This window comes from Collinsella aerofaciens, from assembly GCF_028206995.1.
GTDB classification, from domain to species: domain Bacteria; phylum Actinomycetota; class Coriobacteriia; order Coriobacteriales; family Coriobacteriaceae; genus Collinsella; species Collinsella aerofaciens_AQ.
In genome coordinates, this window is the sequence record NZ_JAQLFL010000008.1 from 39,485 (window position 1) to 51,738 (window position 12,254).

Consider the following 12,254-nt stretch of genomic DNA (forward strand, 5'->3'; position numbering starts at 1 on the left):
TCCATCTCTATCTATCTCTTATCTCTAAGCCGAGAGATAGAGAGATAAATGAGAGATAATTACGAGAGATAACTGAGAGACGAGGGAAATCTATCCGCGGCATTCTCTGCAGGACCGAGCGAAAGGACGTGCAGATGAACGAAAACGAGCTGACCGGTCTGCTTGAGTCTTTAAGGCGTATGGGCTCGGATGATCTTAACGTCGAAGCGAAGGAGAGCGCCACGACGCTTTCCCGCGACGTGTGGGAAACGGTGAGCGCATTCGCGAACACTGCCGGCGGAACCATCGTGCTCGGAGTGAGTGAGCGCGCAGGTTTTGTCCCGGTTGAGAACTTCGAGACCGAGAAAGTGCTCAACCAATTCGTGGCGGGCATGGGCGATGCCGGCGGTCGCGGAAAGCTGGCCAATCCGCCCAAATACACCATTGAGCGCGTGGAGCTCCAGGGCACCGTGGTTCTGGTCATCACGATTGAGGAGCTCGACCCGTCGAGCAAGCCTTGTTATGTCATAGAGCGGGGCGCCCAGGGCGGCAGCTACAAGCGCATCGATGACAAAGATGTGCCGCTTTCATCGACCGAGGTGCTCGCATTGGCGTCATACGGTCGAGCGACTCCGAGCGATCGCGACGCGGTGGCGGGTGCGGGCGCGGACAATCTCGACGAGACGCTGGTCGACCGTACGATAGATCGGGCTTTCTCGTTGACGCCCCGGGCAATGCGCGGCGCGCCGGACAAACAAACGAAGCTGGAGCGCCTAAATATCCTTGATTCCCAGGGCAATGTCACCAAGGCTGGACTCCTAGTTGTGGGCACCTACCCTCAGCAGTTCTATCCCAAGCTCTTCATTGACGTGGCTGTCCATGCGGGAACTCAGAAGGGCATGGCGGGGTCGCTGAGATTCATGGACCGCACAATCTGTGAGGGAACGTTGGGCGAGATGATCTCGGATGCCGTCGCAGCCGTCGCCAAGAATTTGCGGCGAACCTCGACCGTCCAAGGCGTCTCGCGTGTCGACTCGCTGGAGATTCCCGAGGAGGTTCTGCGCGAGGCAATCGCCAACGCCGTAATCCATCGAGAATACGGGGATCGGTTCTGTGGACAATCGATTGCCGTCGACGTCTTTGACGATCGTGTCGAGGTGACGAATCCTGGCGGCCTTTACGGGGGAAAGACTCGCGAGAACTTGTTTGACGGCAGCTCCCGATGCCGTAACGCGACGCTCGTGAAACTCATGTCGATTGTCCCGCTGCCGGATGGCGCAGGTTCGCCGGCTGAGGGCAATGGCTCGGGCATCCCGATGATGGTCGATGCCATGCGCGCGCATGGTCTGGCCGAGCCCCTGTTCTGCCCGGGATTCGATCGGTTCAAGGTCGTACTTTACCGTTCAAAGATCGAGCCGGTCGATCATGGCGGGGGCTTAATTGTGACGGCACTCAAACACTACGGCGAGCTGGGGACGCGCGAGCTGGCAGAGCGCACAGGGCTCACAATTTCCCAGGTTAGGTCGCGCGTCAACGCGCTCATTGCTCAAGGCGAGCTTGAGCCCACGGCGCCGGCGACGAGCCGCAACCGCAAGTATCGACTGTTGGAGCGCGTGGAATAAATGCGTTAGCGGACGAGGCGACCCAATAATCGACCCTCGATTGGCGCCCACTAAGGTTAAGCGGTTGTTGCCCAGTTGACGGTGATGCTAAAGACTCGGCTTACGCCGGCATGGCCGCGAACCCGTCCATCAAGAACAGCCTAAGAACCAGCTTGATGACATATCCCGGTTTGACTTCAGCCGCGTCAAAGACATGGCGCTCGGCGAGCTCGCTGCAGTATGTATAGATGTCGCGGATAAGGTCCGCGCCCGAAAGCGTAAACATGTAGCCTGCGTCCGAAAGCGCATTGGGCGCGGCGGGCAACTTGGCCATGTGGCAGAACGTTTGCAGGTCGGGCGCCATAACATTCTGGTAGTCGAGGTGGCCGCTGGCATCCTGTGCGGCAAGCTCCAATTGGCGCACAAAATCCAGCGCCGCTGCCAGCACAAAGCTCGGCGTAGGCGCGTTGACGTCCTGAGTGGTCGCCACGAGCCTGCCCGCCGCCTGCGTGACAAGCCAAGCGACCTCGCGCTGGCAACGCACGGCCTTGCGCGTAACCGGCTTGATGGACGAAGAAGAAACGCTCCCCTTAGGCGGATTCGAAGCAGCCATAAGACCCTCCCATGAACAATCCGGCCCAACAAGCCCGGATGAAACACGTGCTACATCAGTATACAGGGAAGTGGGGCAGCGGGGTACAAACGCGCCAGCGGCAAACCGAGAGCATCAACGATGTGCCGATCGCGGAATGAGATCTCGTAATAATTGACTCTCGGCCATATTATTGAGGGGCATGACTCGCGTTCGTATGGTTGTAGGTGCTGGCGATGAACGACATTGACCTTGCTGTTCCGTTGATGGATGGACCAAGCTATGACCGCGCCTGCAGTCTCGTGCCTTCCGAATACGTTGAGGCATGGGAGTGGTTTCTGGGTGAGGAACAGCGCGGCGGCGTTTGGACCAGCCTTCCGCACCACACCAAGGAAGATAGCCCTCAGTATCAGTATCGTTTGAGAATTGGCTCGGACTTCTTTCCCGTAACGCGGGATTCAGGGATCTTCTGGCCGGGCCAGGATCGGGTGAAGCAAGATCCCAATAAGATCTTTGCGCTTTCGGTCCATAACTCTAAAAAGAGCTTCTACACCGATGTACCTCCGCTCTATTTGGACGATGGTACGTGGGTCATTAAGTATTCGGTCCAAGCGCCAGGCGCCGTTGGTTCTCGAGACCAGAATTACAACCGTAAAATGCTCAACTGCATGGAATGTGGCGTTCCAGTCGGAGTCATATTTGCAACCGAGGTGGGCTACAAGGTGCTCGGCCTTGCGTTTGTTGAACGGTTCGAGCCCGAAAACGGATGGTTTGTTCTGCACGGTCCTGTTCATAAAGGCGGACCGGACCCCCGTTTTGCGCCCGACATGAGCTATCTGAAGCACATGCCCGTCGATATTGAGTTTGCCGGACAGGGTACGACCGACGACGAAAAGGTCCGCTATGCGTTAAGGCGCGAGCGATTGGGGCAGCAATGGTTCCGCAAGCAGCTCGTTGCCGCCTATGATGGCCGTTGCGCGGTGTCGGACTGCGGCGTCAGCGAAGCTCTGGAGGCTGCACATATCGAGAATTACTCGGGACCCAAATCGCAGGTTGCCAGCAACGGCATTCTGCTTCGGCGCGACTTACATGCTTTATTCGATGCTCATCTGATTTCGTTTGAGCCTGTTTGCGGCGAATATCGGCTGTGTGGATCGTACCTGCTGGATAAGACCGGCTACGCTTCCTTTGCGGGTGCGACGCTAAGGCAGCCGAATGAGCGTCAGTGGCGACCCAATACGGTGTTTCTTGAGGCCCATCGCATTGAGTTCGATCGCTCGGAAAAGAAGCGTGAAAAGGCGGGGCTTCTGCCGTATTAGCGTATTTGGCTTTGGCATTCTTTGACGATCGTGTTGTTTGATCGGATCGCGTGGCGATGCAATCTCGCGCATGCCCGCCGGTGCATGCTCTTCCTGTTTTGTATAGCGAGAGGGGAGCGTGTATGAGCTGGCGAGGCGATATTGCGATGGGGAAGTACGGAAAACTGCCGTGTGCCCTTATAGACAACAATATGTTTCCGAGCGTAGAGGTTGATTGCGGGTCGTTTGTCGTCACCTGCCCTTGCTGCGGCTCGCAAATACCGTGTCTCGACATTCGGTTCATCGATGCGCGCGACAGGTTCAGCGACGAAGTGAGAAAACAGACAGGCGTTCATATGCCGGTGTATCCGGAGAAATGCCCTGTTTGTGGCCTCGATATCGTGTATGACGCCGGCGACGAGGGATAGGTGATGCGGAGGAGTTGGCTGTGAAGGCTTCTCCGTCCCTACAAATAAACCCCCTCACCGAGTTGCCTGTGGAACTCGGCGTGATGGTCGCGTGCCCAGGTAAAGAGTGCCTGGTCAAAATTGGTGCGCGCGGCTGGGATGCCAAAGACGCCGGCAACTTCGACGCGCACAAACTCCAGTGCCGGTAGCTTGTTGATGGCAGTGAGGGCAAACGGGGACGAGGGCTCCTCGAACAGATAGCGGCTGCCTTGCAGCGCGTCGCAACTGGTGCACGTGTTGCCGAGCGACGGGGCTTTGGAGGCTCGCGCGCCTACGGGCTTGTAGCCGCAGCGCTTATGAAGGTAGTCGCGGATCTCGCCCGGCACGCAGCCAAGAGTGGGCACGATGGCGAGTGCGTTGGCGCTGGCCGTGTCGATGGCAATGTGCCCGGCTTCGTTAGGCGCGTGCGCGATGGCGATGCTCTCGTCGCTATCGGTTCGATAGGGAATGCCGAAGGCCGCGACCGAGGTCTCTTTGTGACACTTCCAGCACTCGCGCTTGCCCAGTACTAGATATATATACGGCGCTGAGGGGTCGGATCGGTCAACGCCGGGCAGCCACTCGGCAAAGGGCTCGGGGTTAACGCCGCTGGGTACATACCAAATCTTCTTAGCCCGATCCCACTTGGCGCCCAGGGCCTTGGCCTCGTCTTTGTGCGAAAAGGGAACATCGAGCTCGGTGCGCATGGCGGCTCCTTGGTGCTGCAGGTGCAAGTGACTCAAGGATACCGCAGGGTATGGACGTTGTGGCGTTTTGCCGAGAAGCTGCGGTGCGGATGGGTTCGAGACGCGTTGGTCTCGGCCTCGGTGGCTATTGGGGCGGTTTTGATTGACTGCGGGGTCGGCCGGGATAGGCGCTTGGGTCGCTGACGCGGTTTTGCGCATGGGCGGGGTGGTTGTTTGGGCGGTTGGAGCTGCCAGCGGATTTGGCGACATAAAACAAAACAGCCCAGAGACATAGCCTCTGAGCTGCGAACATTTGGTGGGCGTTAGAAGATTTGAACTTCTGACCTCTTCCGTGTCAGGGAAGCGCTCTCCCCCTGAGCTAAACGCCCGATCAAGGGTGCGCAAGCGCGCAAGGGATAATATAACGGAGCCTGAACTCGGTGGCAAGAACATTTTTAAAAATCGCTTACATTGTGGAATTCGGGGGCTTTGTCGCATCCATTTCAAAAGAGCCTGCTGCCGCGATTTGGCTGTCGCATAATGCAAGGCCATTGCGGTATCGAGCTATGGAAAGACGCCTGCGGAATTGTCCTACCGATAAGCGGACAAGCCTCCAGCTGGTGACTTCGCCGTGGTAAGGTAAGCCGAATTGTTTCCAGGCTGTTTCGGGGGAGTGGAATGAGCAAAGAGTGTGTCGAGCAGGTCGAAGGCGCAGGGGCTTCGGTGCCGATGACCGATATATCGAACATTGATGTGCCCGAGGGCACCGACGAGCTCAGCCGCAACACCCGTCGCGCATGGCGCGACCGCCTGAACAGCGCTTCGACGCGCAAGATGATCACGGGCGTCTTGGCTACGCTGGTGGGCGGTTCGTTTTGGGGCTTCTCGGGCACCAGCGCGAGTTTTTTGTTCGATACCTACCATGTCGATACGCTGTGGCTTATGAGCATACGGCAGATTCTCGCCGGCCTGCTCTTTATGGCTGTGGTTGTCACGCGCGACCGCGCACGCCTGGTCAAGCTTTGGACGACGCCCGCTGATCGCAAGCAGCTGCTGCTCTTTACCGCTTTTGGCCTGCTGTTCAACCAGTTTTGCTATCTTTCGGCCGTGCGCCTGACGAACGCCGGAACCGCGACGGTGCTCCAGTGCCTGCAGCTCGTTATCATCATGGGCTACGCCTGCGTGACCGATCGCCGCATGCCGCGTACTCGCGAAGTCATCGGCATTGGCCTGGCTCTGGGTGGAACCTTTTTAATCGCCACCGGTGGCGACCCTACCAGCCTGAATATCTCGCCGCTTGGCCTGGCAGCAGGTCTTATGTGTGCGGTCAGCGCCGCGTGTATGGCGGTGATTCCCGCCAAGATCCTGCCCGAATACGGCAGCCCCATCGTCACGGGCTCGGCAATGCTCACGGCGGGCGTGGTCTCGTGCGTCTTCGTGCGGCCTTGGGCGCATATGCCGGCGCTCGACGCTGCCGGCATCGAGGCGCTCGCGGTGTTCGTGGTTATCGGCTCGTTTTTTGCTTACATGCTCTATATGCAGGGCGTTAAGGACATCGGCTCGGTGCGCGCGAGCCTCATCGGAACTGTGGAGCCGGTTTCGGCGACCATCACCAGCGCCGTTATGCTGGGCACGGTGTTTTTGCCGACCGACCTTATCGGCTTTGCCATGATCATCGTGATGATGTTCCTCACGGTGTAGCTGGCGCCGCCGCCAAGACAGAAAAGGTGTTGTGCCGCATTTTCGCCAATTGACGTCCGTGTCTGGAGTTTAGCTGTCGATGCTCAAAATGCCATAAACTAGTAACGTTATGGATTTTTTCATTGCGACTCAATTGCGAGGATTTCTTTATGGCTGGTAATCACTTTAAGGGCAGCGATAGCGGCCGTCCTGCAGTTCCGCCGCGTCCGAACGGGGCTGGTAAGGCCGGCACGCCGGGCGGCGCTGGACAGGGCAGCTCCGGTAAGCGCGTGTCCCCGGGCGAGACGGCGATGTTTACCGCTCTGTACGAGCAGTCTCAAAAGGCAAAAAAGACCGGCCGTGCAAGAGGGAATGTCTTTGCGGGCGGTGCAACCTCCGCGTCGCAGCCGAGCGGGGCTCCTTCAGTACCTGCGAACAACGCAGGTGCTGTCAACGCCGCGAATGCCGCCGGCAACGTTAATGCCGGCAAGGCCGCCAACAATACTCCCTCTGCCGGTGGCGCGGGGCTTACGGGTAACCTTGGCACGATCTACACCGGCGCCTCCGAGACTGGCACGTTCGCCCGCCTGGATGATAGCGGTGCCGAGTTTGCGGGCTCGGGGTCCAAGGAAGATTATTACGATTTTGGCTTGAACTACGGTAGCGACGCTTCGTCGAGTTCGACCTCTGACGGTCTGGTCCGTCATCGCCATCGCAAGGGCGAGGGCAAGAAGCGTCACACTGGCGCCATTATTGCCGCTGTAGTCGCGGTGCTTCTCGTTGCGCTTGGCGCGAGCGGCTTTATGCTGCTTAACTCGGCAAAGACCGTAAAGAGCGAAGCGAAGGAGGCTGTCGAGATCGTCGGTGGCCTTAAGGACAAGGTCACGTCGGGCGATTTTTCGACGCTGCCTGACGACGCGAAGAAGATTGATGAGCTCTGCGACAGCATGAAGGCGGAGACTTCGAGCCCGCTGTGGACGGCGGCTTCGTTTATCCCGGTGTATGGCAGTGACATCAACGCAGCCCGCACCATGATTGACGCCCTGTCCGATGTCTCGAGCAACGCGCTGGTTCCCATGGCCGACAACCTTTCTCAGGCCACGCCCGGCAAGCTGTTCCAGGATGGCATGATTAACGTGTCCGCGCTGCAGGCGGTCGCCGATTCGCTTTCCAGCAGCTCGAAGGTGTTCAAGAGCGCCAACGAGAAGGTCCAGGGCATTGGCGATACTCATATTTCCCAGGTGACCGAGCTGGTCGATAAGGCCAAGGACGGCTTTGCCACCCTCAACGGCGCGGTTGACGCGGCGGAGAAGGTCGCCCCCGTCCTTCCCCAGATGCTCGGCGCCAACGGCCAGACGCGCAACTACCTTATGTACGCCATGAACAACGTCGAGATTCGTGCCTGCGGCGGCTTTGGCGGTTCGCAGGGCCTGATTTCGGTCACCGACGGTCAGATGTCGATTGGCGAGTTTGTTCCCCGCATTGGACTCAGCGAGGATGAGGCGGTCGAGAGCGTCGACGAAGAGGATGAGGCGCTGTTCGGCAACCACAGTAACCTGTACAACTCGGGCAATACCTATTCGCCTGATTGGCCCCGCAACTCGCAGCGTGTCGCCGCGCTGTGGAAGTCCCAGTATGGACAGGACGTTGATGGCGTCATCGGTATCGACCCGGTGTTCCTGCAGTATCTGCTGGGCCTGGTCGGTAATGTCTCGCTGCCCGACGGAACGGTTGTCGACGGCACCAACGCCGCAAAGGTCCTCATGCACGATGTGTACTGGAACTATCCGGTCGAGGAGTCGGACGGCATCTTTGCATCCGTCGCCAGCGCTGCCTTCGACAAGATCCTTGGCGGTATCGGCGATGTCGATGTTACGAAGCTTGTCAGCGCCGTTGAGCGCGGTGCCGAAGAGGGCCGCCTGATCGCGTGGATGAGAAACGATGATGAGCAGAATGCCATCAAAGAGACAGGCATTGACGCTTCGCTGCCCGATCCGGAAGATCCGAGTGCCGATCCCGTTGCCGGCGTTTACTTTAACAACCTGAGCTTTTCCAAGCTCGACTGGTATCTGAACGCCGACACTCAGATTGGTCAGGGCATCAAGAACGGTGACGGCACGTGCTCCTATCGCATCACCGTTACCCTGACGAACATCATGACGCAGGAGGAGGCAGGCAAGCTGCCCGACTACGTTGCGGCGAGCGCACCCGATGCCGCGCGTGACGACGAGCGTCTGAATGTCTCGTTGTTTGCCCCGACGGGTGGCAACATCAGTGACCTTACGGTTGAGGGTACCCAGTTTGGTCTTGGTGCCGCTACGTGGCATGGAATCCCCTTCTATTCGGGCACCGTTGACCTGCATGCTGGCGAGACGACGACGATCACGTATACGCTGACCACGTCGGCCGAGGCGGGGGACAAGCCGCTTACGCTGCGTCAGACTCCTACATGCCAGGCGGCTCGCGACAGCGCGTCGGCGTAGGGTTTTTCTGGTAGCGCAGATAATCGAGTACCATTTTGGGGCGGACAGGCAATCTGTCCGCCCCTATTTTGTAAGGAGAGCGCATGAAGTGCTTTGGCACCGACGGCTTTCGCGGTGAGGCCAACGTTGGGCTGACGGTAGAGCACGCTTATAAGATTGGCCGTTTTGTGGGCTGGTATTACGGCGCCAACCGCAGTGCTAAGGCGCGCGTTATCGTGGGCAAGGACACACGTCGCTCGAGTTATATGTTCGAGGCGGCGTTGGTGAGCGGTCTGGTCGCGAGCGGTGCGGACGCCTATATGCTGCACGTGATCCCGACGCCGGGCGTGGCGCATCAGACCGTGGAGGGCTGCTTCGATTGCGGCATCATGATCAGCGCGAGCCACAACCCGTTTTGCGATAACGGCATTAAGCTCGTCAATAGCGACGGTTTTAAGATGGACGAGGACGTACTGGAGCTCATCGAGGACTACATCGATGGCAAGAGCGAGGTGCCGCTGGCCACGGGCAACCACATCGGCGCCACGGTGGACTACATGCAGGGCCGCAACCGCTACATTGCTTCGCTCATCGCCAGCGCGAACTTTTCGCTGCAGGGCGTCAAGATCGGTATCGACTGCGCCAACGGCTCGGCTTCCTCGGTGGCCAAGCCGGTGTTCGACGCGCTGGGCGCTGACGTGCGCGTGATCAACGCCGCGCCCGATGGTTTTAACATCAACGTCGACTGCGGCTCCACGCATATGGAGCGTCTGCAGCGCCATGTGGTGGAGCAGGGCCTGGACGTGGGTTTTGCCTACGACGGCGATGCCGACCGCTGCCTGGCCGTGGATGAGCGCGGTCGCGTGGTAGACGGCGACCAGATCCTGTACGTGTGCGGCGTGTATCTGAACAAGCACGGGCGACTCTCGGGCGGTACCGTGGTGCCGACGATTGCCAGCAACTTTGGCCTGGTCAAGTCGCTGGAGCTTGCCGGTCTGAGCGCCGTGACCAGCGGCGTGGGCGACCGTCACGTGTATGCCAAGATGCGCGAGGGCGGCTACAGCCTGGGTGGCGAGCAGACGGGCCATACGATCTTTGGCGATATCGAGCGCACGGGCGATGGCATTATGACCTCGCTGCGCGTGATGGAAGTGATTCGTGCCGAGCGCGAGACGCTCTCGCAGCTCACGGCTCCGTGCAAGCTGCTGCCGCAGGCGCAGGTGGCCGTGCACGTGGCGGACAAGGACGCCGCGCTCGAGAACATGGGCGTGCAGAACGCCATCGCCGAGGCCGAGGCTGCGCTGGCAGGCGAGGGCCGCGTGCTCGTGCGCAAGAGCGGAACCGAGTCGGTTATCCGCGTGCTGGCCGAGGCACCCGACCAAGCATCCGCCGATGCCGCCATGAAGCGCATCGCCGCCGCGCTGGAAGCTCTGTAAGGTAGTCATTGGGGACGTTCTTAAACAACTAGGTGGAAAGGGGACGCCGCGGATTGGTTCCGCGGCGTCCCCTTTGCGTTGACGTGTCGGTTATGCCTTACAGCTCGTAGAGCGTGGTGAACTTGTCCTGCAGGTAGCTGCAGTAGTAGCGGGCATCGAACGCCATGCCGCACGCGCCCTTGATGAGCTCCGGCGCGTCCTTGGCGCGGCCCCACTGCCAAATGTGCTCGCCCAGCCAGGCGCGGACGGGTGTCAGGTCGCCGCTCGCACAGGCGCCGTTGAGGTCGACACCGTCGCGGCACATGGCCGGCATAAACATGGCGTCGTAGGCGCTGCCCAGCGCATAGGTGGGGAAGTAGCCAAACGAGCCGCCGCTCCAGTGCGTATCCTGTAGGCAGCCGTGCGTGTCGTCGGGAACGGGAATGCCCAGGTACTCATCCATGAAGCGGTTCCAAAGCGCGGGGATATCCTTGGCTGTGGCCTCGCCGGCAAACAGCATGCGCTCGATCTCGTAGCGCACCATAACGTGCAGCGGATAGGTGAGCTCGTCGGCCTCGGTGCGGATCAGCGAAGGCTGCGCGATGTTCACGGCGTGGTAGAGCGTGTCCTCGTCGACGTCGCCGTAGACCTCGGGTGCGTGGCGGCGCAGCACCTCGAGCAGCGGTCCCATAAAGGCGCGGCTGCGACCCACGGTGTTCTCGAAAAAGCGGCTCTGGCTCTCGTGGATGCCCATGGAGGTGCCGCCCTCAAGACAGGTGCGCGCATAGGCGGGATTGACGCCCAGCTCGTACATGGCGTGTCCCGCTTCGTGGATGATGCTGTAGACGTTGGAGATGCAATCGTCCTCGTAGATGTGTGTCGCGATGCGCGCGTCACCCACGGCAAAGCCCTCGCTAAACGGGTGCTCGGTAAAGGCAAGCGTGGTGTCGTTCAGGTTCAGGCCGACGAGCTTCATAAGGTCGAAGCTCATGGCGCGCTGGGCGGCCTCGGGCACGCGGGCGTGCAAAAAGTCGGCAGCGGGCTGCTGGCCGCGCTCGCCGATAGCGTGCACGAGCGGCACGACCGTCGCCTTGACCTCATCGCAAAACGCATCGAAGCTCTCGGCAGAAAGGCCGCGCTCGTACTGGTCGAGCCAAACGTCGTATGGGTCGCGCTTGGGGTCCATGAGTTCGGCCTGATGCTTAAGTTGGGCGACGATTTTATCCACATAGGGCTCAAAACTCGCCCAGTCGTTGGCCGTCTTGGCCTTGTGCCACACGGCATCGGCCTCGCAGGTGAGCCTGGTCCAGGCCTCGGCCTCCTCGGTAGGAATAACGCTTGCCTCGCGCTGGTCGCGGCCGAGCACGCGGATCTCGTCAAGCAGCTGCGGGTCGTCGATCTTGCCGCCGGCGACGGTCTCGCGTGCCAGCGAGTGCACGAGTTCGACAGACTTCTCGCTGGTCAGTAGCTTGTGATGCTCGCCGGCAAGCGTGCCCATGGCGTCAGCACGGGCGGCAGCACCGTTGGCAGGAGCAATCGTCGCTCCATCGAACTCGGCAATCTTGAGCAGGTACTCGCGAGTCCACAGCTTGCCCTCGAGTTTGCGGAACTTTTTGACGGCCTTGTCGACTTTAGCAACCTTGACGCCCTTGGCAGCTTTTGCCACGGCGGCCTTGGCCTTCTTATCGAGTTTCTTTCCCATACCGTATCCTTAATCTCGCAGGCCGAGCGCCTCGGGTGGGCGCGCGGCCAGTTTGCACAGCTACCCGCCTTGTACCCAGCACGAACAAAACGGAACACGGCGATATGCTCGCAGAATGTGTTATCCTATAGCCCAATGCGTTGACGGAGAGGGTTTTGCCCGCCGCGTCGCCGGCAAGAGAGGGAAGGTCATGGGCTGCAAGCCTTCCTGCGGTGGCAAGGGCTAAGCGTTCACTCCCGAGCAGCAACCTCAACGGGCACGCGGCCAGCGGCAGCAAAGTCTCAGTAGGGAAGCCGTGAGCCTCGCGACAAGAGGCACAGAGTGGGCGCGGCGGGCCAGACATCCGCCGGGTCAAACAAGGTGGTACCGCGGAATTCAACCGTCCTTGGGCAA

At 60.0% G+C, this 12,254-nt stretch carries 9 protein-coding genes and 1 tRNA gene; 6 read left to right on the plus strand and 4 right to left on the minus strand.

From position 1 onward, the window contains the following. Positions 1-134 precede the first annotated feature (134 nt). Positions 135-1,601: an ATP-binding protein gene (locus PMX60_RS06995; protein ID WP_271747353.1), complete on the plus strand. Its 1,467-nt coding sequence runs from the start codon at positions 135-137 to the stop codon at positions 1,599-1,601. 100 nt (positions 1,602-1,701) lie between these two features. Here PMX60_RS06995 and PMX60_RS07000 read toward each other — a convergent pair whose 3' ends face one another. Then, positions 1,702-2,193: a hypothetical protein gene (locus PMX60_RS07000; RefSeq protein WP_055309616.1), complete on the minus strand. Its 492-nt coding sequence runs from the start codon at positions 2,191-2,193 to the stop codon at positions 1,702-1,704. Positions 2,194-2,408: 215 nt separating this feature from the next. On the opposite strand from PMX60_RS07000, the gene PMX60_RS07005 reads away from it, so the two are divergent. Continuing rightward, positions 2,409-3,491, plus strand: coding sequence for an HNH endonuclease (locus tag PMX60_RS07005; protein WP_196022480.1), 1,083 nt, complete (start codon positions 2,409-2,411; stop codon positions 3,489-3,491). 122 nt (positions 3,492-3,613) lie between these two features. Then, on the plus strand, positions 3,614-3,898 hold the full coding sequence (locus tag PMX60_RS07010) for a hypothetical protein (RefSeq protein ID WP_195361582.1): 285 nt from the start codon (positions 3,614-3,616) through the stop codon (positions 3,896-3,898). A 38-nt stretch (positions 3,899-3,936) separates the two neighbouring features. Here PMX60_RS07010 and PMX60_RS07015 read toward each other — a convergent pair whose 3' ends face one another. Then, a complete protein-coding gene (locus PMX60_RS07015) occupies positions 3,937-4,623 on the minus strand; it encodes a DUF5710 domain-containing protein (protein ID WP_271747354.1) in 687 nt (228 codons plus the stop codon). A 293-nt stretch (positions 4,624-4,916) separates the two neighbouring features. Then, a tRNA-Val gene (locus PMX60_RS07020) sits at positions 4,917-4,991 on the minus strand. A gap of 289 nt (positions 4,992-5,280) precedes the next feature. Here PMX60_RS07020 and PMX60_RS07025 point away from each other — a divergent pair. From PMX60_RS07025 to glmM, 3 genes are all read left to right on the plus strand, one after another. Continuing rightward, positions 5,281-6,303 carry a DMT family transporter gene (locus tag PMX60_RS07025; protein WP_271747355.1) on the plus strand — a complete coding sequence of 341 codons (1,023 nt, stop codon included), beginning with the start codon at positions 5,281-5,283 and terminating at the stop codon, positions 6,301-6,303. A 149-nt stretch (positions 6,304-6,452) separates the two neighbouring features. Beyond that, positions 6,453-8,765 (plus strand): DUF4012 domain-containing protein, encoded by a 2,313-nt coding sequence (locus tag PMX60_RS07030; protein ID WP_271747356.1) that lies wholly within the window; start codon positions 6,453-6,455, stop codon positions 8,763-8,765. Between the two features lie 83 nt (positions 8,766-8,848). Beyond that, positions 8,849-10,180, plus strand: a complete 1,332-nt coding sequence (glmM, locus tag PMX60_RS07035) for a phosphoglucosamine mutase (RefSeq protein ID WP_271747357.1) — start codon at positions 8,849-8,851, stop codon at positions 10,178-10,180. A 97-nt stretch (positions 10,181-10,277) separates the two neighbouring features. On the opposite strand, the gene PMX60_RS07040 is transcribed toward glmM, so the two are convergent. Then, entirely contained in the window at positions 10,278-11,861 is a 1,584-nt protein-coding gene (locus PMX60_RS07040) for a carboxypeptidase M32 (protein WP_271747358.1), read from the minus strand. Positions 11,862-12,254: the final 393 nt, after the last annotated feature.

What these genes read in the sequence shown, in the direction of transcription:
- PMX60_RS07005 (WP_196022480.1), top strand. Translation starts at nt 2,409, where the DNA reads ATGAACGACATTGACCTTGCTGTTCCGTTGATGGATGGACCAAGCTAT.
- PMX60_RS07000 (WP_055309616.1), bottom strand. Translation starts at nt 2,193, where the DNA reads ATGGCTGCTTCGAATCCGCCTAAGGGGAGCGTTTCTTCTTCGTCCATC.
- PMX60_RS07040 (WP_271747358.1), bottom strand. Translation starts at nt 11,861, where the DNA reads ATGGGAAAGAAACTCGATAAGAAGGCCAAGGCCGCCGTGGCAAAAGCT.
- glmM (WP_271747357.1), top strand. Translation starts at nt 8,849, where the DNA reads ATGAAGTGCTTTGGCACCGACGGCTTTCGCGGTGAGGCCAACGTTGGG.
- PMX60_RS07010 (WP_195361582.1), top strand. Translation starts at nt 3,614, where the DNA reads ATGAGCTGGCGAGGCGATATTGCGATGGGGAAGTACGGAAAACTGCCG.
- PMX60_RS06995 (WP_271747353.1), top strand. Translation starts at nt 135, where the DNA reads ATGAACGAAAACGAGCTGACCGGTCTGCTTGAGTCTTTAAGGCGTATG.
- PMX60_RS07025 (WP_271747355.1), top strand. Translation starts at nt 5,281, where the DNA reads ATGAGCAAAGAGTGTGTCGAGCAGGTCGAAGGCGCAGGGGCTTCGGTG.
- PMX60_RS07030 (WP_271747356.1), top strand. Translation starts at nt 6,453, where the DNA reads ATGGCTGGTAATCACTTTAAGGGCAGCGATAGCGGCCGTCCTGCAGTT.
- PMX60_RS07015 (WP_271747354.1), bottom strand. Translation starts at nt 4,623, where the DNA reads ATGCGCACCGAGCTCGATGTTCCCTTTTCGCACAAAGACGAGGCCAAG.